Raw genomic sequence first — 20,918 nt, 5'->3', positions numbered from 1 at the left:
GGTCTACATTTGCTAGATTGTTGATCTATATAAATGAATAAACAAACAATGAATAATCAAACATTGTGATCGAAGAGAAGCAGATGTTATCAAATTCAGTTTTAGACGCAACAAAAGGGATAGAAGTGCCATCACCGCTTTATGCTCAGGTGAAGCAGTACATTCAAAGCAAAATTTATAGCGGCGAATGGAAAGTGAATGACAAAATTCCCTCTGAAAGCGAATTGGTCAAATTACTCAATTGCAGCCGTATGACGGTTAATCGTGCCTTGCGTGAGTTGACTGCTGATAAAGTTTTGGTACGCGTACAAGGCGTCGGCTCATTTGTTGCAGAAGGCCAAGGTCATTCGGCCTTATTTCAAATTCATAATATTGCAGATGAAATTGTGGCGCGTAACCATATTCATCGGGCGGAAGTTCTAAAGCTAGAAAAAGTACAGGCGGATGTCCAGCAAGCCTTGTTTATGCAAACCAAAGAAGGCGAGACACTTTTTCATTCCATCATTATTCATTATGAAAATGAAGTACCTGTACAAATTGAAGATCGTTTGGTCAATGCTGCACTGATCCCTGACTATTTACAGCAGGACTTTAGCAAACTTACCCCCAATGCCTATTTGATGGCGCAGGCACCCGTCAGTGAGGGTGAACATATAGTAGAAGCCGTTTTAGCCAATGCGCAGGAATGCAAATGGCTGAAAATTACCAAACAAGAGCCGTGTCTGCTTATTCGTCGCCGTACTTGGTCCAATAAACAATTAATTTCTAGTGCGCGCTTAACGTATCCGGGCAGCCGTTATTATTTGGAAGGAAAATTCGTGCAATGATTCAAGTATTGAAGCTGCATGATTATCAAAAAATGCCATGGAAAAATGGTCTAGGTTTTACCTTTGAAATTGCACGTCAATCTAGCTTAGTTAATGATGATTTTGATTGGCGTTTGTCTATGGCAGATGTCGAAAATGATGGTGATTTTTCTTATTTTGAAGGGAAAAAGCGCATTATTTGTACGCTATCTGGTGCTGGAATGCAGCTGCAAATTGCCAAGCAAGCATATGTCGATGTTTATTCACGTGACCTATTTGCTTTTGATGGTGAATTGCCTGTGTTTTGCCAATTGATTGATGGCTCAATTCGAGATTTAAACCTGATTTACAATGCACAACAAGTAAGGCCGCGCATGCAGTTGATGGTAGGGTGTGAAAATCAGACGGTTTTATCTGCTGCACAAGACATCCTGATCTTTAATATGGCAGATCAGTTACAGATTTCCATTCATGAAAAAATGTATCATTTGGCAGCATTTGAATGTCTAAAAATTGCCAATCAAGATGAAACATTAAAGATCGAATTACCACAAAATACAGCGAAGGATTGCTGTTTCATTGAGTTGTTTTCTTGAGTTAAAGTCTTTAAAAATGCCAAATAAATCGCATAAATTTTCACACTACAACTAAAGTCATCAAACTTTAAAATCAATTAAAACATCTGCTTATTTATTAATTTCACTTTTTTCAATAGTGAGGTCTTTTCAAAGATCGGTAGACATGCATATTATATGTACATGTATATACAAGTAAGCACATGTTTGTATTGGTGCTGAAGGGATGTCATTAGAAACACAGATTGTTGAATGGAAGGAGTCCAACGGTGACAACAACTACAAAATTTCGTGATGTAGAAATTCGCGCCCCTCGCGGTACAACGTTAAATGCAAAAAGCTGGTTAACAGAAGCGCCGCTACGCATGTTGATGAATAACCTAGATCCAGATGTCGCAGAGAACCCAAAAGAATTGGTGGTGTATGGCGGGATTGGCCGTGCAGCACGTAACTGGGAATGCTATGACAAAATTGTTGAAACTTTAAAAGATTTAGAAGATCACGAAACTTTGCTGGTTCAGTCTGGCAAGCCAGTCGGCGTGTTCAAAACCCATAAAGACGCACCGCGTGTGTTAATTGCCAACTCGAACTTAGTTCCGCATTGGGCAAACTGGAAGCATTTTAATGAAATGGATGCAAAAGGTTTGGCAATGTACGGTCAAATGACTGCAGGCTCATGGATTTATATTGGCAGCCAAGGCATTGTGCAGGGTACTTATGAAACTTTTGTAGAAGCAGGTCGTCAACATTACAACGGTGACTTAACAGGGCGTTGGGTATTAACAGCAGGCTTAGGCGGTATGGGCGGCGCTCAGCCATTGGCTGCAACTTTGGCAGGCGCGTGTTCTTTGAACATTGAATGCCAGCAAGCCAGCATCGATTTCCGTTTACGCACCCGTTATGTAGATGAGCAAGCAACAGATTTGGACGACGCTTTAGCACGTATTAAGCGCTATACCCAAGAAGGGAAAGCGATTTCAATTGCGCTGCACGGCAATGCTGCAGAAATTTTACCTGAGCTGGTACGCCGCGGTGTACATCCAGATATGGTAACGGATCAAACCAGTGCGCATGACCCATTAAATGGTTACTTGCCAATTGGCTGGACATGGGAAGAATACCGTGAACGTGCGCAAACTGAACCAGATGCCGTGGTAAAAGCCGCGAAGCAATCTATGGCTGTTCATGTTCAAGCCATGCTGGACTTCCAAAAAATGGGCGTTCCAACATTTGACTATGGCAACAATATCCGTCAAATGGCGCAAGAAGAAGGCGTAGAAAACGCTTTCGATTTCCCAGGTTTTGTACCTGCTTATATTCGTCCGTTGTTCTGCCGCGGTATTGGTCCTTTCCGTTGGGCTGCACTTTCTGGTGACCCAGAAGACATCTACAAAACTGATGCAAAAGTGAAAGAGCTGATTCCAGATGATGAGCATTTGCATCATTGGTTAGATATGGCGCGTGAACGAATTGCATTCCAAGGTTTGCCAGCGCGTATTTGCTGGGTAGGTCTAGGCCTGCGTGCAAAACTTGGCTTGGCATTCAATGAAATGGTGCGTTCAGGCGAATTATCTGCACCTGTAGTGATTGGCCGTGACCACTTAGACTCAGGTTCTGTGTCTAGTCCAAACCGTGAAACTGAATCGATGCAAGATGGATCAGATGCAGTATCAGATTGGCCATTACTGAATGCTTTACTTAATACTGCAGGCGGTGCAACTTGGGTGTCATTGCATCATGGCGGTGGCGTAGGCATGGGCTTTTCACAGCATTCAGGTGTGGTGATTGTGTGTGATGGTACAGACGAAGCTGCAGAACGTATTGCGAGAGTGCTGACCAATGACCCTGCGACTGGTGTAATGCGTCACGCAGACGCTGGTTATGATATTGCAATTGACTGTGCAAAAGAACAGGGCTTAAATCTGCCGATGATTACTGGCTAAGCCGTAAAAAGGACAACTGCTGATTCATCTCAACTCTCTCCTGATGAGTCAGCAGCGTATAAAAAATAGGAAACAGGGCTGCATACATGGAACTTTTAATTCAACCAGGCAAACTTAATTTAGCAGAATTACGTGAAGCATTTTTAAAGCCGATCAAAGTTAAGCTAGATCAGCAGGCCATTCCAGCCATTCAAGCCAGTGTCGATTGTGTTGAGCAAATTATTCGTGAAGGCCGCACGGCTTACGGCATTAATACAGGTTTTGGATTATTGGCATCGACCAAAATTGCGCAAGAAGATTTAGAACAGCTTCAACGTTCATTGGTATTGTCACATGCGGCAGGTGTAGGCGAAGCACTCAATGATTCAATGGTGCGTTTGATTATGCTGCTCAAAGCCAACAGCTTGGCACGCGGTTTTTCAGGCATTCGTTTAAAAGTCATTGAAGCGCTTTTGGCTCTCATTAATGCTGAAGTTTATCCGCATATTCCTTTAAAAGGCTCTGTGGGAGCGTCAGGTGATTTGGCGCCGCTTGCGCATATGTCGTTGGTGCTGCTGGGTGAAAGCAAAGCGCGTTACAAAGGCGAATGGCTGCCAGCGGTTGAAGCACTAAAAATTGCAGGTTTAGAACCAATTGCATTGGCAGCTAAAGAAGGTTTGGCATTACTCAACGGTACACAAGTGTCTACAGCTTATGCACTTCGTGGTTTATTCGAAGCTGAAGATCTATTTGCGGCGGCAACAGTTTGTGGCGGTTTAAGTGTAGAAGCAATGTTGGGCTCACGTTCACCATTCGATGCGCGTGTACATGAAGTACGCGGTCAGCGTGGTCAAATTGATGTCGCAGCAGCGTACCGTGATTTATTGACTGAAGAAAGTGAAATTGGTCATTCACATGAAGATTGCGAAAAAGTACAAGATCCTTATTCACTGCGCTGTCAGCCGCAGGTCATGGGCGCTTGCTTAACACAAATCCGCCAAGCGGCTGAAGTGCTTGAAATTGAAGCCAATGCTGTATCTGACAATCCATTGGTATTTGCCAAAGAAGGCGATGTGATTTCTGGCGGTAACTTCCATGCGGAACCTGTAGCGATGGCAGCGGACAACTTAGCTTTAGCGATTGCAGAAGTAGGTTCACTATCTGAGCGTCGTATTTCTATGATGATGGACCGCCACATGTCACAGCTTCCACCATTCTTGGTGGAAAATGGCGGTGTGAACTCAGGTTTTATGATTGCACAAGTGACTGCGGCTGCTTTAGCAAGTGATAACAAAGCATTGGCACATCCAGCGAGTATAGACAGCCTGCCAACTTCTGCAAACCAAGAAGACCATGTATCTATGGCGCCAAATGCGGGCAAACGTTTATGGTCTATGGCGGACAATGTACGCGGCATTTTAGCTATTGAATGGCTGGGCGCATGCCAAGGTTTAGATTTCCGTAAAGGCTTAAAAAGCTCGGTGAAATTGGAACGTGCGCGTAAAGTATTACGTGATCAAGTGCCGTACTACAGTGAAGACCGTTTCTTCGCGCCAGATATTGAACAAGCGAGCGAATTATTGGCAAGCGGCTGCTTAAATGAATTGATCATTGATGGTTTATTGCCAAGCCTAAAATAAGTTTGTGATTGAGAAAAGGGTCGCATGATGCGGCCCGATCAAATAAAAATTTCCTCATGGATTGGAGATCAAAATGTCACAAGAAGCATCACAGGGTTCTACCTTACAGCGGGGATTAAACACCCGCCATATCCGATTTTTAGCTTTAGGTTCTGCCATTGGTACAGGACTGTTTTATGGTTCAGCAAGTGCGATTCAAATGGCAGGCCCGTCGGTATTAATCGCCTATATCGTTGCGGGTATTGCCATTTATATCGTGATGCGCGCTCTAGGCGAAATGTCTGTACATAATCCTGTTTCGGGTTCATTTAGCCATTATGCCAGTAAGTACATCAGCCCATTTGCAGGCTTTACTACAGGCTGGACCTATGTCTTTGAAATGATCATCGTGGCTTTGGCGGATGTCACTGCTTTTGGTATTTACATGGGCTTTTGGTATCCCGATGTACCGCGATGGATCTGGATTCTTTCGCTGATTATGTTCTTAGGCGCAATTAACTTAATTCATGTCAAAGTCTTTGGTGAGTTAGAGTTTTGGTTATCGATTATCAAGGTCACCGCCATTATTGCCATGATTGTCGGCGGCTTCGGTCTGATGTTGTATGGCTTCCATTCAGATCATGGTACAGCAGTTTCTGGCTTACAAAACCTGTGGATTCATGACGGATTTATGCCAAATGGCATTGGCGGCTTGATTGCCTGCTTGTCTGTAGTGGTGTTTGCCTTTGGTGGTATCGAAATTATTGGTATTACTGCAGGCGAAACGGCAGAACCGAAAAAATCCATTCCGAAAGCCATTAATGCCGTTCCTGTTCGTATTTTACTGTTCTATGTACTGACTATTTTTGTGCTCATGGCGATTTTCCCATGGAATCAAATTGGTACCCAAGGCAGTCCATTTGTACAAATCTTTGAAAACCTAGGCATTGGATCAGCTGCAACCATTTTAAATATTGTGGTGATTTCAGCTGCCGTATCTGCCATTAACAGTGATGTGTTTGGTGCAGGGCGCATGCTGTACGGCATGGCGCAAGATGGTCAAGCGCCTAAAGTCTTTACCAAGCTATCAAAAAACGGTGTGCCTTGGATGACTGTTGTGGTGATGGCTGGTGTGCTGTTGGTTGGTGTGGTGCTGAACTATCTGATTCCTAAAAATGTATTCATGATTATTGCTTCAATTGCAACTTTTGCGACGGTTTGGGTGTGGCTAATGATTCTGCTGTCACAAATGGGTATGCGCCGCAAATTATCTACAGCGGAAATTAAAGCTTTAGATTTCCCTATTGTGGGCTGGCCGTATGCGCCTGCATTTGCAGTGGTCTTCATGTTGTTTGTATTAGGCATCATTGCGTATTTCCCAGACTCTCGTCCGGCAATTTATGTGGGTGCAGCATGGCTAGTGATTTTATGGATTGCCTACATTGTCAAAGTACGTCCAAAAATGAACTTGAATCAGACGAATTCTGCTGCGCAGCAATTTGAATCTAACTCTTAATACAACACTTCTTAATTTATACATGTTTCCGCCAAGGCAAATGCTGCGGCGGAACAGGAAATACAACAATGAAGCTTTGGTTGAATTGTCATATTGCGACCATGCAGCATGGTCAATACAGCATCATTGAAGATGCAGCACTCATTACAGATGCTGAGCTGATTCATTGGATTGGTAAACGCAGTGATGTTCTTCAAGCATCTTTTAGTGAACAGATTGATTTGCAAGGCGCTTGGCTGACGCCGGGTTTAATAGACTGTCATACCCATAGCGTTTTTGGCGGCAACCGCAGCATTGAATTTGAACAGCGCCTGCAGGGTGTGAGTTATGCCGAAATTGCGAAAAATGGCGGCGGCATTGCCAGTACGGTGCGCGCAACACGCGAGGCGACAGAAGCTGAACTGTTTCAATCTGCTTATAAGCGGATTCAAAACTTGCAGCGTGAAGGCGTCACAGCGATTGAAATTAAATCGGGCTATGGGCTGGATTTAGCCAATGAGCGCAAAATGCTGAAAGTGATTCGTCAGTTAGGTGAAGCTTTACCAATGACGGTACGAAGCACCTGTTTGGCTGCACATGCTTTACCGCCAGAATTTAAAAATGCCAGCGATGACTATATTGATTACATCTGCAGTGAAATGTTGCCGCAGCTGCATGCTGAAAACTTAGTCGATGCGGTGGATGCTTTTTGTGAACATTTGGCTTTTAGCCCCCAACAAGTCGAACGTGTTTTTCAAACCGCACAAGCATTGAATCTCCCCGTTAAATTGCATGCGGAACAGTTGTCTGCCTTAGGCGGCTCAAGTTTAGCGGCTAAGTATCACGCGTTATCTGCAGACCATCTGGAGTATATGACCGAAGATGATGTCAAAGCGATGGCAGCCTCCGATACGGTGGCAGTCTTATTGCCGGGGGCATTTTATTTGCTGCGCGAAACACAATATCCGCCTGTAGAAAGTTTGATTCAACATAGGGTGAAAATTGCCTTATCGACGGATTTAAATCCGGGCACATCGCCAGCGCAGTCCTTACGGTTGATGATGAATATGGGCAGTACCTTGTTCCGTTTGACACCAGAACAAACATTGGCGGCAGTGACGATTCATGCGGCTCAAGCACTGGGCTTGCAACAGATGCATGGCAGTTTAGAAGCTGGAAAGTTCGCCAATTTTGTGGCGTGGGATATTCAGCATCCTTCTGAAATTACCTATTGGCTAGGCGGAGATCTTAATCAAAAAGTCATCTACAAAGGCCAGCAGGTACAGATCTAGGGTTTGAGTGGAATAGTGTCATTCAATTTTTAAACCCAAGGCTTAAGCCTAAGTTTTTTATTTAAAAGCGTTGAAGATTTAAAGACGGTATTCATTATGGATCATTCTTTTCAATGGCAAGGGCGGCAGGATGGAGAAGGCGCAGAACATCGGCGAATTTTCCACACCGTCAATCAATCCGATTCAGCTGAATTTGCGATTCTTGGTTTTAGCTCAGATGAAGGTGTACGCCGCAATCGTGGACGTATCGGTGCAGCAGAAGCGCCAGATTTAATCCGTAAACAATTGGCAAACTTGCCTGTGCATTCACAAGTTTCAATTCGTGACTTGGGCACCGTGGTGTGTGCCAACGGTGAATTGGAAAAAGCCCAAACTGCTTTGGCCGAACAAGTCGAAATGTCTTTACAGCAAGGCTTAAAACCAATTGTATTTGGCGGTGGGCACGAGATTGCATTTGGCAGTTTTAGCGGTATTTTCCAATATGCACAAAATACGCATCCAGAAAAAAACATCGGCATTATCAATTTTGATGCGCATTTAGATTTACGTGAAGACGAGCATGCAACTTCAGGCACACCGTTTTTACAGTCGGCTAAGCTCAGCGAACAGCACGGTAAATCGTTTCACTATCTTTGCATTGGCGCGGCGAAACATTCCAATACTAAAAAGTTGTTTGATACAGCGGCGCGTTTAGGCAGTCAGTGTATTTTTGATCATGAGCTTGAAGCTGCTCAGTTGGAACAGGTGTTTTCTAAAATTGATCAATTTATACAAGAGGTCGATTGGCTATATGTCACGGTCGATCTAGATGTTTTTGCCGCATCGATTGCGCCTGGAGTCAGTGCGCCGGCGGTCAGAGGCATTGATTTAAAAATGTTTGAACAGCTGATGTGGCATATTCAGGGTAGTGGAAAAATCAAGCTGCTGGACATTGCAGAATGCAATCCAAAATACGATCAGGATGCAATGACAGCAAGGCTTGCAGCGTTCATTGCTTATAGTTATATATTTAACCCACAATAATTTAAAAATACAGGAACAATAATGTCTAATCTCTCATACGCCAATGGCGGCAACGGTGCATGGCAAACCTTTTTGGCACAAGTCGATCGTGTTGCGCCTTATTTAAGTCAAGATCTGGCCGATTATGTTGATACTTTAAAACGCCCAAAACGCGCTTTAATTGTCGATGTGCCAATCATCATGGACGACGGAACAATTCAGCATTTTGAAGGTTACCGTGTTCAGCACAATTTATCGCGCGGGCCGGGCAAAGGTGGTATCCGTTTTCATCCAGAAGTTGAATTAAACGAAGTAATGGCGCTCTCTGCGTGGATGACCATTAAAACTGCGGTTTTAAATTTGCCTTTTGGCGGTGCAAAGGGCGGTGTACGTGTCGATCCGCGTAAGCTTTCAGCACGTGAGCTTGAGCGTTTAACCCGCCGTTATACCAGTGAAATCGCACATATTATTGGCCCACAAAAAGATATTCCTGCACCAGATGTAGGAACCAATCCAAATGTCATGGGCTGGATGATGGATACCTATTCATCGGGTCAAGGCTATACCGTGACAGGTGTGGTTACGGGTAAGCCAGTGCATTTAGGCGGATCTTTAGGCCGTGTAAAAGCAACAGGTCGTGGTGTGTATATCACAGGCTGTCAGGCAGCAGAAAAAATTGGTTTGAATATTGAAAATGCCAAAGTGAGCATTCAAGGTTTTGGTAATGTCGGTAGTGAAGCAGCCAATTTATTTTATTTATCGAATGCGAAAATTGTCTGTATTCAAGATCATACCGGAACGATTTATAACGCAAGTGGACTAGATTTAAATGCTCTACACACTTATGTGCAGGAAACCCAAGGCGTTGCAGGCTTTAGCGGCGCAGACAAAATTGACAATGAAGCATTTTGGGATGTTGAGACCGACATTATCATTCCTGCTGCTTTAGAAGGTCAGATCACTGTACAACGTGCACAGCGTTTAAAGGCTAAGATGATTTTGGAAGGTGCAAACGGCCCAACGTATCCTGAAGCGGATGACATCTTAACTGAACGTCAAATCACCATTGTCCCAGATGTGATTTGTAATGCCGGCGGTGTAACGGTCAGTTACTTTGAATGGGTGCAAGATATGGCGAGTTATTTCTGGAGCGAAGCTGAAATTAATGACCGTTTAGACAAACTGATGGTACAAGCGGTAGAAGATGTATGGTTATGCGCTACAGAGAATAGCTGTACCTTACGTACAGCAGCTTATATTTTGGCCTGTGAGCGTATTTTGAAAGCGCGTAAAGAGCGTGGAATTTTCCCAGGCTAAACATTTGGCATTTTTGAAAATGATTTATGTTTTACAAAACAAATGGTTGTGTAAATATCAGTTAAGCCGTCCAGTTGCGAACATATTATCTGCTTACAAGATGAGATATTCAATTGCATTTTATTTGATCAAATGTTTAGAAGTGTCACGCCCCCTTGGCAAGGGGTAAAAAAGTGCTATATTGAAATCACAGTAGGTCATAACCAAGACGCTACTAATAGGTTGGACGGATCAATGACAGCTCGTTGAGTTTAGTAATTTTTAAGATGTTTTTGAATATTACAGACAAGAAATCAGCACTAGCCTTCCAACATAGAGCCCGCAGCAATGCGGGCTTTTTAATGTCTTTCAAAATGTGAAAATATAGTGTTTTTGTCAAACAATAATTAAATAGTCAATCTATGTTATTGATATATATTTACTAAAGTAAAATAAGTTTACATTGCCATGAAATCTAACATTTACAAAGCAGGTTGTTGCGTAAAGGTGTGATATAAAAAATTCAATTATTAAAACAAGTAGAGACGTCACTATGACACAGATGATCGATATTAAAGTGAAGGACCAATTTAGTCAGGTTTATGAAGCACAAGCTTTGGTGCGTAATCCTTCAGAAGAAGATTCAAGAGCATTGTTTCATCGCATTGAACATATCATTATTGCAGGTGAAATCATCCTACCCAGTATTGAATTACTTTTTGAAAGTCAAAAATCGGACAGTATTTACAAACTTTTAGAAGCTTAAATTGAATGAATAAAAAAACTCACCTTAATGGTGAGTTTTTTTATTTTTAGAGATAGATCTTTAAGCTGTTTGATCTGCTTTAAATTGATTCAAGATATAAGACAGTAACTGATAGCGTGTCATCGGGTTGCTAGAAGACAGTTCAATGTCTTGTTTACGTACTTGGATCTCTTGAGTTAAAACCCCAGCTTGAAAACGTTGCACGATCATATGATCTTTCGATACATCATGGTCGGTCAGCACCAGTTTTGGTCCAAGGTGTAGATGTCCAATCGCATCTAGACATTGTTCTAGGCTGCTATATAGGTTGAAAAGGATGAGTGCCTGATCATTAGAATAATTGGCTAAGTTCATTTTTATTATCCATGGTCAAAAAATTATTGAGCAGGAATAGTGTATACGAATTGAGCAATAATAATCTGTATGGATTATTTTTCATTTAATGGCTGTCTAGCTTACTTTGGTTAAATCATTGAGACAGCTTAAATCTTTATGAAAAATAAGTTGAAAGTCGCTTTAAATTATAGGGGCTTGAATACCAATGGGACATCATAGCGGGCAAATTCTTCAATGATACTGTTTAAAACCAATTGAGCTTGTGGCTCAGCTGCTGTAAATGTGAGTTCTTGGTTCGTTTGGCTGTTAAAGCATTCGACTTGTTCTATACGCCAAATCGTTTCAATGGCTGTATTTTGAATGACCACACGTCGAGGTTGTAATTCATCACTAATTTTTCGAGGCATGACATAGGTAATGGCCAATTGAACATCGGGCAATTCGTCTGGTGAGGTTAAGAATGTAAACACCCAATTGCCAATTTTGCTGAGTTGCATTGGATTATCGAAAGAATCAAATTCTAAACAAAATTGTTGTGACATTGACATGCTCAAACGCTGGGAGGTCGGTTTAATTCTTGCGATTTTTTACTGTTGATTGACATTAGGGGAAGGTCGTATAAAACAGTGGTTAAAACCATAAAAGAAATAAGTGAATATATAAAATTAATGAAATTCAATTTATTATGTTGATATGTGTGAAAAATAACTCACCTCATTAAGTTGTTTTTTGAATGAGAAGTGAGGAAAAGTCTCTAAGTTAAACCAGTTGTTGCAGATTTTTTAGACTGTAATTGATTTGCTGTAATGCATGTTGTAAGAGTTTAGGTTGAATATTGGATTCATTTAGACAGGTGATCCATTGCATCTGACAGGCTTTTAAGTCTGCAATGTCCGTGGCCTGTTGAATATTAATAATTAATTTTTTTGCCATCAGCCCACAATAGCGCTGTAAGTAACTGCACATAAAATTCTGTAACTCATCAAAATCATGCTCGATGAAATCAACGATTTTTTCTGGTAATACAAGGTCGTTCGTTGTCGTTGTTTCAGGTGTGGCTTGTGGGAGTTGATGGGGTGTGGAGCTGATCGGATCTATTGGAAGGGTGTTCGTCAGTGCGTGCTGTGACTGAGTCTGAGGAACTTCCATTGTAGGCATTGAAAGTTCATTAAAAGTCACATGTTCTTGCGCTGTGAGATCGGATGCAGGGCTAAAGGTATTGAGATCGGACGTATTGCTAGACGCTTTTTTAGGAGTATTAAAAGCAGAAAAATCGGAGCTTTGAAGGCGTTGATGATCATGTGCTGTAATTGGCTGAATCAGCCCGAGATCCATCAGTTGCTTGAGCAATGTCGCTTCAGCAATGCGCTGCTGATAATGCACAGGCATTTGGTTAAAGTCATCAGTACCAATCAAGAGTAGCAGGCGACGTTGTCTTGCATTTAATGTGAGCTGTCGGTCTTTTAATGTTTGAAAACCCAGCTCAGTTTTTTGATAGTTGAACATGCCTTAATTCCATAGCTCAAAAGAATTAAGGCAATCCTATGCAGTGATAATGACAGTAATATTAAGAAAATATTAAATAATCAATGATTTATAATGTAATAACAGCAGAATTTTCTAAAGCTTTGCGTAAATACGGGTCTAAGTCATCTTGACGTAATAGCCATTGCACATAGTCCGCAGGTAATTCTGTAATTGCGGTACCACGGTGTTTACCAAAATTAATACTGCGTGGAATGCGAGCATCTTCCGAAGCTTCAAATAATTCTTCGATGCTGTTGATTTTTAAGTGATGGACGATATGCATCAAAATATTGGCAGTTAAAATAATATCCATATCTGCGCGGTGAGCTTTACGGATCATTTCACGGGCTTTTTCACTGCCTTTGGTGATCATATAAATCAAGGCAGAAATATTATGCGCTTCTGCATCAGGCCAAACTCGACGAGCAAGGGCAAGGGTACAAATGGCTTTAATTTTTGAACCATCTATACCGCATTTTTCGAGCGCGCGAATATCATAGTCAATATTATGCCCAATGATATATGTCGTCTCAGTTGGAAGTTCAAAACTGCTGTAGTGGGGCTGACCTTCAAGATCTGATTCTAAAATATGATGTACAGCCATTGCTGCAAAAGAAATCGCTTCATCACAACGATAAAGTTGATCAAAGATTTTAGATTTATCTAGGGTAATTTTGGCATCTGCCACCTGAATTGGAGCATAGGCAATCTCGATGGGTTGTCCATTTAGTGTATGGGTTTCTGTGTCGAGAATGATGGCTTGCATGTCCAGTTCCAGCATGTTGAATAATGTTTATGAATGTACATGATCACATCCACACTGACAAACCCATGCTGTGATTATTTGTAGGAATATTATGAAGATGGCTGCGCAATGTTTAAATAATCTGCTTTTATCGCATCTGCCGAAATAAAACCTTTATAGCGGGATAAAGCTAACCCATCTTCTAAACCGACTCATTTGAAAGGCTTTTGTCCATCACGATATTCAAAAATAGTACAAGGCACATGATCACGACCTCTAGCATGGCGGCTTTTCGGTTTTAGTTCTGTGTATATGTCTGTGTAGCAGGCAAGGGCTGATACAGCAGAATTGTTGGTTGTGCATTTTTCTTTAACCTACTAAAAAAATAGCCCAATCTGTACAATAATCAGAAATATAAGTTCAGCCATTTTTCTGAGATCGGGGTGGCTGATGTATTAGGATGATGTTGATTAATATCAAGTTAAAAAAAAGTGTTAATTCAAGATTATTTCAATAAATTAAAATAAGAGTAATTGCTTAAAAATTAGGCTTGAACAAAAGTTTGTTCCATGTATTTAATGATTCATATTCAATGAAAAATTGACTTTAAAACAACAAACAAAAGGATCATGGAATGAAAATGCTGCGTTTAACGGTTTTAGTCAGCAGTGCGCTATTTTTAGCAGCCTGCGGTAATGATAGTAATGATCAACAATTTAGTAATCCTGAAACAAACGCTGATCTCAATCAGATCAAAAATCCAGTGGTAACTACAACTGCCTATAGTCAAGACAATATGCCTGCTGTGAGTGCAGACAGCCGGTTGATGACCTATAAGATGCTGGGCGTGGATGGCAAAGTTGTTCAAGCCACAGCCTTAGTCTTTACCCCCAAAACAGTTGCTCCCGCAGGAGGTTGGAAAATTGTGGCTTGGGCACATGGGACGACTGGTGTGGCTGATAAATGCGCTCCGAGCCGACAAGGTTTGCAAGGCACTGAATATTTATTGCAAATGTTATTGGCAAAAGGTTATGTCGTTGTGGCACCTGATTATGAAGGATTGGGTGAACCAAGTGGACGTGAAAACCATCCTTATCTGAATTTAAAAAGTGAAGCCTTTTCGATTACGGATGCTGTTGTCGCTGCTCGAAGTTATTTAACCAGCCAAGGTAAAACGGTTTCAAAGGATTGGGTGTCAATCGGGCATTCTCAAGGTGGTCAAGCCGTGTTAGGTGCAGCTGAATTCGCATCCCGTGCTGACTTAAATTATAAGGGAACGATTGCCATAGCACCTGCAAATAATCTTGAGCTCATTCTTAAAGCAGGCGAACAGTTAGCCAAAGACAAACCTGCAACTGTGCAAAGTATGATTTATGCACCTTTAGACAGTTTTACTGCGCAGATCATTGCAGGTATGCAAGGGCATAAGGACAGTGTGGATTATTCAAAAGTATTTAGTGGGCATTTGGCTGCGATTGCACCTCAAGCTGAAACAGTGTGTTCAGGTGAGTTAACCAAGTTAATTCAAGATGATATGCTCAGTTATGCGAGTCAGAATACGACATTGGATAACTATGGACGCACTCAGTCTGATTTCTTAACTTTAAAGCCAATCCAAAACTTTATGAGTGAAGGTTCACAGCCTTTAACGACAGCGGTGAAAACGCCAATCATCATTTATCAAGGTAAAGCGGATCAGACCATTCCAGCAGATGCGACTAAATTTATGATTAGCCTTGCTAAGCCGGGAACATCGATTGACTATCGTGAGCAAGCGACAGCAGATCATATTAGTATTTATACCGATAATCTGGCAAATTTTGTGCAAGATGTAGAGACTCTCATGCCAAATCAATAAGTTGATTTGACTTAAATAGTGCTCGTGTACATTCAACACGGGCATTATTTATTTAAAAACAGCACAAACTTCCCTCTCTTATTTCTAAAACTTCATGCTACAATACGCGCCAATCTTAGCACGGCTTAAAAGCCCTAATTTAATAGGACCTCGCTAATGTTTGCCAACACCTCTATTGCTCAATTTGACCCTGAATTAGCTCAAGCGATCTCGAATGAAGATGCTCGCCAAGAAGCGCACATTGAGTTAATCGCTTCAGAAAACTACTGTTCACCTGCAGTAATGGAAGCTCAAGGTTCAAAACTTACTAACAAATATGCAGAAGGCTACCCTGGCAAACGCTACTACGGCGGTTGCGAGTATGTAGACGTGATCGAACAATTGGCCATTGACCGTGCTAAAGAATTGTTTGGTGCTGATTATGCAAACGTTCAACCACACGCTGGTTCACAAGCAAACTCTGCAGTTTACCTTGCGCTTCTTAACCCAGGCGATACAGTTTTAGGTATGAGCTTGGCTCACGGTGGTCACTTGACTCACGGTGCTAAAGTTAGCTTCTCTGGTAAAACTTACAACGCTATTCAATACGGTTTGAACCCAGAAACTGGCGAAATCGACTACGAAGAAGTTGAACGTCTAGCTGAAGAGCACAAGCCAAAAATGATCGTTGCTGGTTTCTCTGCGTATAGCCAAGTTGTTGATTGGCAGCGTTTCCGTGATATCGCGGACAAAGTTGGCGCTTACTTATTCGTAGATATGGCTCACGTAGCTGGTCTAGTTGCTGCTGGCGTTTACCCAAGCCCAGTACAAATTGCTGACGTAACAACAACGACTACTCATAAAACACTTCGTGGTCCACGTTCTGGTTTAATCCTTGCGAAAGCAAACGAAGAAATCGAGAAAAAATTACAATCAGCTGTATTCCCAGGTAACCAAGGTGGTCCTTTAGTTCACGCTGTAGCGGCTAAAGCGATCTGCTTCAAAGAAGCAATGGCTCCTGAATACAAAGAATACCAAAAGCAAGTTGTTGTAAATGCTAAAGCGATGGCTGAAGTATTAATCGCTCGTGGTTATGACGTTGTTTCTGGTGGTACTGAAAACCACTTGTTCTTATTGTCTTTAATCAAACAAGGCGATATCACTGGTAAAGAAGCAGATGCTTGGTTAGGTGCTGCTCATATTACTGTGAACAAAAACTCAGTACCAAACGACCCACGTTCTCCATTCGTGACTTCAGGTATCCGTATCGGTACACCTGCTGTAACAACACGTGGTTTTGGCGAAGCTGAAGTACGTGACCTTGCAGGCTGGATCGCTGACGTTCTAGACAGCAAAGGTGACGAAGCTGTAATTGCTGCAGTGAAAGAAAAAGTTGCTGCTGTATGCGCTAAATTCCCAGTTTACGCAAAATAAAACAGACTTGAGAAAAGCCCCCTCAAGGGGGCTTTTTTTATGTCATCAGAAAAATTCAAAAGTTATCTAAACATTTATATTTCTGATATAACAGAAGAAGAGATAACAAGAAAATTTGCCCATCGCTATAGATCTGCTGGCAAGGTCGCAAAGGAACTTTATATGAATAAACCCAATATTATTCTTTCAGAACAAGATTTACATCGCTTAGAAACCATGTTGGAGCATCAGTCAAAGCTGACACCGACGATGGAGCATTTGGAAGATGAGATGGCGCGTGCTGAAGTGGTTGCTCCACAAGATGTGCCTGCCAATGTGGTGAGTATGAACGCCAAAGTTCTCATTAATATTGCACCTGCGACAGAAGCTACAGAAATTACATTGGTTTATCCGCATGATTTTCGTGGCGATAAAGGCCAAGTCAATGTTTTGGCTCCAGTGGGCGCTGCCATTTTAGGTTTGGCTGAAGGGCAGGAAATAGAATGGCCACAGCCTGATGGTCACACCATGAAAGTCAAAATCATTAAAGTGCTCTATCAACCAGAGCGTGAAGGGGATTATTTATAATTCCGCTGCGTTCTACTGATAAAATCTACACACAAAGCCATCGATATCGATGGCTTTTTTATTTTTTGATATCGCATTTTTAGATATGAAATCGGCAAAAGTTGTTAAGCAGATTTCATCACAACCATAGCAGTTTAACTTGGGAAAACTGTCAAAGAATTGACAGAGTCATGGGCACGAAGTCGGCACACTGTATTTCAACAACACCATCGTTGCTTAATAATTTGAAGAATAAGGTAGAGCCCTATGACACAATTAGAATCGAATCATTACAATCCGGACTATCAATATCAGCATATTGAAGTAAAACCCGTAACCGGTCGTATTGGTGCCGAAATTTCTGGCATTCAGTTGTCTGGAAATTTAGACAAAAGCGTGGTCGATGAATTTAATCATGCACTATTAAAATATAAAGTTGTATTTGTACGTGGACAGCAAGATCTCACCGATTTAGAACAAGAAGCCTTTGCACGACTGTTAGGAAATCCGTTGAATCACCCAAGTGTGCCACTCAAAGATGGTACAGCACATACGTTGTCAATTGACTCACGTGGTGGGCGCGCAGATTCGTGGCATACCGATATTACGTTTTTGCCCAATTATCCCAAAGCCACAATTTTAAGAAATGTAGTTGCACCTGAACATGGTGGTGATACGGTTTGGGCCAATACCGTGACCGCTTATGAGGATTTAAGTCCGGAGCTGCAAAAGTTGGCGGAACAATTACGCGCGGTGCATAGCAACAGTTATGACTATGCGACTCCCAAAGGTCAGTACAATGAAGAAGGTCGCCATTTATTCCGTACCGCGGTAGAAGTGGAAACCGAGCATCCTTTGGTGCGTGTACATCCTGAAACAGGTGAAAAAAGTTTGGTGTTGGGTCACTTCTTTAAACGCTTCAGTGGATATAGTCCGGCACAGTCACGTCGTTTATTTGAACTGTTTCAAGAGCAAATCGTGCAATGGGAAAATGTTGTGCGTTGGCGCTGGGCGGTAGGTGATGTTGCGATTTGGGACAATCGTGCGACGCAGCACCGTGCCATCAATGACTATGGTGATGCGCTACGTATTGCATCACGTGTCACCATTGAGGGTGATGTACCTGTCGATGTAAATGGTCAGCCGAGTACGGTGTTGAAAAACATTCAAAACACCGACATTTCAAACTTGCGTTCTGAAGCAGGCCGTATTTATGAGAAAGCATCTTAAGTATGAGAGCGTCATTTAAAACAGCATAAAAACAGATAAATAATGCGAAAAACAATGTTTTTACATTTTTCAGCACTTGCCTAAGATCGATGAGATCTTAGGCATTTTTTTATAGACGTGAGCGATCAAAAGAACACCGCCCAACAGCATTTGTTGCAAATATTGCGTAATGAAGACATCTTTCAGGGCTTTAGCGATCAGACTTTAGAACAGCTTGTACAACAGGTGAAATATTCACGTTTTCATGCACAGCAGCACATCTTAAAACAACAACAAATCGTGCAAGATATTTATATTTTGCTTTCAGGTACGCTACAAATTGGTTGGTTGCAAAATAATGGTGAATTGATTGTAAATGACTATATTCGTCGCCAGTCGGTATTTAATTTTGTCGCAGTCTTACAACAAAAGCCTTTGAATTATGATTATTTTGCTGCGACACATGTCGAGGTCGCGATCATTTCTGGAGCAACGTTTTTAGCGGTTTTACAGCGTGATTCGCAGGCGCTTTGGAATGTGGTGCAATCTCTCAGCCGACGCATGTATTTGATGTTTGAGCATAATCGTTATTTGAGAACGGCAACGCTAGAGCAGCGTATCGCAAGACATTTGGTTCGACTCTATGAACAATATGGCTGTCGGCAGGAAATTCCCCTGAAACTCAGTCAGCAGGAATTTGCAGAGTCTTTTAATATTTCACGCCAAACGTTGAATAAACATTTACAGCAATTTGTTCAAACACAGGTGATCGCGTGGAATTATGGACAAATCGTGATCTTGGATCTTGAGCGTTTAAGGCGAATGAGTGAACTTGATGAATAACTAGATTTAAAATTTGACGAGAAGCCATGATCGCAAATGGCTTCATTGACCTTACTTAGATTAGTGCTTACTGATTTTATCCAAATAACCCATCATAAAAGCAGAAAAAACAAAGGTTAAATGCATGATGATGTACCACATGATTTTGTCATTGGGGATGTTTTTCGCATCCATAAAAATACGCAATAAATGAATCGAAGAAATTGCCACGATTGACGCTGCAACTTTGAGTTTTAATGAATTGGCATCCATGGTGCCGAGCCAGTTTAAGCGATTGGTCGATTCATTAATTTTTAATTGCGAAACAAAGTTTTCATAGCCTGAAAACATCACCATTACAATCAGTCCGCCCACCATAGTCATATCGACCAAAGAGAGAATGACTAAAATCAGGTCGGCTTCTGAATATTCTAAAATATGCGGAAGGACATGAATGACTTCTTGGAAAAATTTAATCGCGAGCAGTAGCAGTGCAAAGGATAAACCAAAGTACACGGGAGCCAGAATCCAACGTGCAGCATACATTGTGTTATGGAAAAAACGTTCCATTTAAGCCTCTAAAATTATTGATCTAATATTTGGTTCTAAAGTATATGGATTAAATTTTACGATAATTTTGATAATAATTCATGTAGAGTCAGTTGTTTAATTTAAATCTAGATTGAATATTTGGGTATCTTAAGCTTGAATTCATCTGTGTAGGTCATCATATCCATTGAAATGATGCTGTATGGCTGCTTTGGCGGATCTATAGGCAACGGTTGAATTTAATGACGAAATTTGACTGATGAAATAGATGTATTTTTTGCAAAATACTACAAGACTTTTATGGCAAAACTTGTAGTATAAAAATGATTTTATTGAGTTTAATTGGCTATGTCACAAATTGATGTATTGGTGCCGTTAAAGGATATTACGGTAGATCGGGCGGAAGTGCTTTCGATTAAGCGGAATGACCTTGTGCCATTACTGACCGATCAATATCGTCTAAATCATTATGCCGATCAATTAATTCAAGCACAGTCGGTGCTGCTAGACGGTGTTGACCCTCAGTTGACGAAACAACTTAGTCAAACCATTGAGCAGTTGATTCAAGCCTTAGCCAATTCAAAAAAATATTTAAAAACACGCAAATTTAATGCCCTGCAAAAATGGTTAGGCATTGATTTGGAGTATGGTTCAGGACAAGTTGAATATTATAAAAATCTGGATCAATTACTTGATCGGGCAAATCATCTAAGCCAAAAACTACAGTTAGAAATTCAAAAGTCCCAAGCACGTTTTAATCAACTACAGGGTTTACGTGAGCAAATGGCGCGCTATATCGTCGCGGCTGAAGAGTTTTTGTTGGAATACCCACAGTTTGTGAAAAATCAGCATCCACTCGATAACTTTGCAGAACGCTTATCCAAAAAGGTGAATACCTTGCAAACCTTACAAGCCAGTAATGATATTGCAATTACACAAATGCAGCTTTCTCAGCAGCTTTCTTTTGGATTATTAGATCGATATAAGGAAGCTCAGCAGGTGTTGATTCCAGCATGGCAATATCATGTGAAACAAAGTCGTCAAAGTAACTCGACAAGTTCATTGGAAAAGCTTGATAATAGCCGTGAAAATTTGATTAAAACTTTAAAAAAATCATTAGAGAATTCCTCTAAGTCTTAG

Annotated in this window: 20 protein-coding genes; 15 read left to right on the top strand and 5 right to left on the bottom strand. The window is 41.4% G+C overall.

What is annotated here, in order from left to right; translation table 11 throughout:
- Positions 1 to 83 precede the first annotated feature (83 nt).
- The 9 genes from hutC (at position 84) to B1202_RS03220 (ending at position 10,773) form a co-directional block, all read left to right on the top strand.
- Positions 84 to 827, top strand: coding sequence for a histidine utilization repressor (gene hutC / locus B1202_RS03260; RefSeq protein ID WP_078189140.1), 744 nt, complete (start codon positions 84 to 86; stop codon positions 825 to 827).
- Positions 824 to 1,402: a HutD family protein gene (locus B1202_RS03255; RefSeq protein ID WP_078189139.1), complete on the top strand. Its 579-nt coding sequence runs from the start codon at positions 824 to 826 to the stop codon at positions 1,400 to 1,402. Before hutC ends, B1202_RS03255 begins: the two co-directional genes overlap by 4 nt.
- A gap of 248 nt (positions 1,403 to 1,650) precedes the next feature.
- Positions 1,651 to 3,324 carry a urocanate hydratase gene (hutU, locus tag B1202_RS03250; protein ID WP_078189138.1) on the top strand — a complete coding sequence of 558 codons (1,674 nt, stop codon included), beginning with the start codon at positions 1,651 to 1,653 and terminating at the stop codon, positions 3,322 to 3,324.
- An 86-nt stretch (positions 3,325 to 3,410) separates the two neighbouring features.
- Positions 3,411 to 4,943 (top strand): histidine ammonia-lyase, encoded by a 1,533-nt coding sequence (gene hutH, locus B1202_RS03245; protein ID WP_078189137.1) that lies wholly within the window; start codon positions 3,411 to 3,413, stop codon positions 4,941 to 4,943.
- A gap of 73 nt (positions 4,944 to 5,016) precedes the next feature.
- Positions 5,017 to 6,438, top strand: a complete 1,422-nt coding sequence (locus tag B1202_RS03240; protein WP_078189136.1) for an amino acid permease — start codon at positions 5,017 to 5,019, stop codon at positions 6,436 to 6,438.
- A gap of 68 nt (positions 6,439 to 6,506) precedes the next feature.
- The gene (gene hutI, locus B1202_RS03235) at positions 6,507 to 7,709 is read left to right on the top strand and encodes an imidazolonepropionase (RefSeq protein WP_078189135.1); all 1,203 of its coding nucleotides are present in this window, start codon (positions 6,507 to 6,509) and stop codon (positions 7,707 to 7,709) included.
- 96 nt (positions 7,710 to 7,805) lie between these two features.
- Positions 7,806 to 8,732, top strand: a complete 927-nt coding sequence (gene hutG / locus B1202_RS03230; RefSeq protein ID WP_078189134.1) for a formimidoylglutamase — start codon at positions 7,806 to 7,808, stop codon at positions 8,730 to 8,732.
- A gap of 21 nt (positions 8,733 to 8,753) precedes the next feature.
- Positions 8,754 to 10,028: a Glu/Leu/Phe/Val family dehydrogenase gene (locus tag B1202_RS03225; RefSeq protein WP_078189133.1), complete on the top strand. Its 1,275-nt coding sequence runs from the start codon at positions 8,754 to 8,756 to the stop codon at positions 10,026 to 10,028.
- 532 nt (positions 10,029 to 10,560) lie between these two features.
- Positions 10,561 to 10,773: a hypothetical protein gene (locus B1202_RS03220; RefSeq protein WP_078189132.1), complete on the top strand. Its 213-nt coding sequence runs from the start codon at positions 10,561 to 10,563 to the stop codon at positions 10,771 to 10,773.
- A 60-nt stretch (positions 10,774 to 10,833) separates the two neighbouring features.
- Here the strand turns inward: B1202_RS03220 and B1202_RS03215 are convergent, their stop codons facing one another.
- The 4 genes from B1202_RS03215 to B1202_RS03200 form a co-directional block, all read right to left on the bottom strand.
- Positions 10,834 to 11,127, bottom strand: a complete 294-nt coding sequence (locus tag B1202_RS03215; protein ID WP_078189131.1) for a hypothetical protein — start codon at positions 11,125 to 11,127, stop codon at positions 10,834 to 10,836.
- A 167-nt stretch (positions 11,128 to 11,294) separates the two neighbouring features.
- Entirely contained in the window at positions 11,295 to 11,651 is a 357-nt protein-coding gene (locus tag B1202_RS03210; protein ID WP_078189130.1) for a hypothetical protein, read from the bottom strand.
- A 217-nt stretch (positions 11,652 to 11,868) separates the two neighbouring features.
- Positions 11,869 to 12,615, bottom strand: a complete 747-nt coding sequence (locus B1202_RS03205; RefSeq protein WP_078189129.1) for a hypothetical protein — start codon at positions 12,613 to 12,615, stop codon at positions 11,869 to 11,871.
- Positions 12,616 to 12,703: 88 nt separating this feature from the next.
- A complete protein-coding gene (locus tag B1202_RS03200; RefSeq protein ID WP_078189128.1) occupies positions 12,704 to 13,402 on the bottom strand; it encodes a DNA polymerase III subunit epsilon in 699 nt (232 codons plus the stop codon).
- A gap of 613 nt (positions 13,403 to 14,015) precedes the next feature.
- On the opposite strand from B1202_RS03200, the gene B1202_RS03195 reads away from it, so the two are divergent.
- The 5 genes from B1202_RS03195 (at position 14,016) to B1202_RS03170 (ending at position 19,250) form a co-directional block, all read left to right on the top strand.
- Positions 14,016 to 15,239, top strand: a complete 1,224-nt coding sequence (locus B1202_RS03195) for an alpha/beta hydrolase (RefSeq protein WP_078189127.1) — start codon at positions 14,016 to 14,018, stop codon at positions 15,237 to 15,239.
- A gap of 156 nt (positions 15,240 to 15,395) precedes the next feature.
- A complete protein-coding gene (gene glyA / locus B1202_RS03185; protein WP_078189126.1) occupies positions 15,396 to 16,652 on the top strand; it encodes a serine hydroxymethyltransferase in 1,257 nt (418 codons plus the stop codon).
- 162 nt (positions 16,653 to 16,814) lie between these two features.
- Complete coding sequence (gene rnk / locus B1202_RS03180) at positions 16,815 to 17,219, top strand: nucleoside diphosphate kinase regulator (protein WP_078189125.1); 405 nt, start codon at positions 16,815 to 16,817, stop codon at positions 17,217 to 17,219.
- Positions 17,220 to 17,465: 246 nt separating this feature from the next.
- Positions 17,466 to 18,428, top strand: a complete 963-nt coding sequence (locus B1202_RS03175) for a TauD/TfdA dioxygenase family protein (protein WP_078189124.1) — start codon at positions 17,466 to 17,468, stop codon at positions 18,426 to 18,428.
- A 117-nt stretch (positions 18,429 to 18,545) separates the two neighbouring features.
- Complete coding sequence (locus tag B1202_RS03170; RefSeq protein ID WP_078189123.1) at positions 18,546 to 19,250, top strand: Crp/Fnr family transcriptional regulator; 705 nt, start codon at positions 18,546 to 18,548, stop codon at positions 19,248 to 19,250.
- A gap of 60 nt (positions 19,251 to 19,310) precedes the next feature.
- Here the strand turns inward: B1202_RS03170 and B1202_RS03165 are convergent, their stop codons facing one another.
- The gene (locus tag B1202_RS03165) at positions 19,311 to 19,799 is read right to left on the bottom strand and encodes a TIGR00645 family protein (RefSeq protein WP_078189122.1); all 489 of its coding nucleotides are present in this window, start codon (positions 19,797 to 19,799) and stop codon (positions 19,311 to 19,313) included.
- A 327-nt stretch (positions 19,800 to 20,126) separates the two neighbouring features.
- On the opposite strand from B1202_RS03165, the gene B1202_RS03160 reads away from it, so the two are divergent.
- The gene (locus B1202_RS03160) at positions 20,127 to 20,918 is read left to right on the top strand and encodes a tellurium resistance protein (RefSeq protein WP_078189121.1); all 792 of its coding nucleotides are present in this window, start codon (positions 20,127 to 20,129) and stop codon (positions 20,916 to 20,918) included.

This window comes from Acinetobacter amyesii (genome assembly GCF_002018365.1).
Lineage (GTDB): Bacteria > Pseudomonadota > Gammaproteobacteria > Pseudomonadales > Moraxellaceae > Acinetobacter > Acinetobacter amyesii.
Note: the sequence above shows the minus strand (reverse complement) of the source record. Positions and strands in the feature narration are given on the sequence as shown.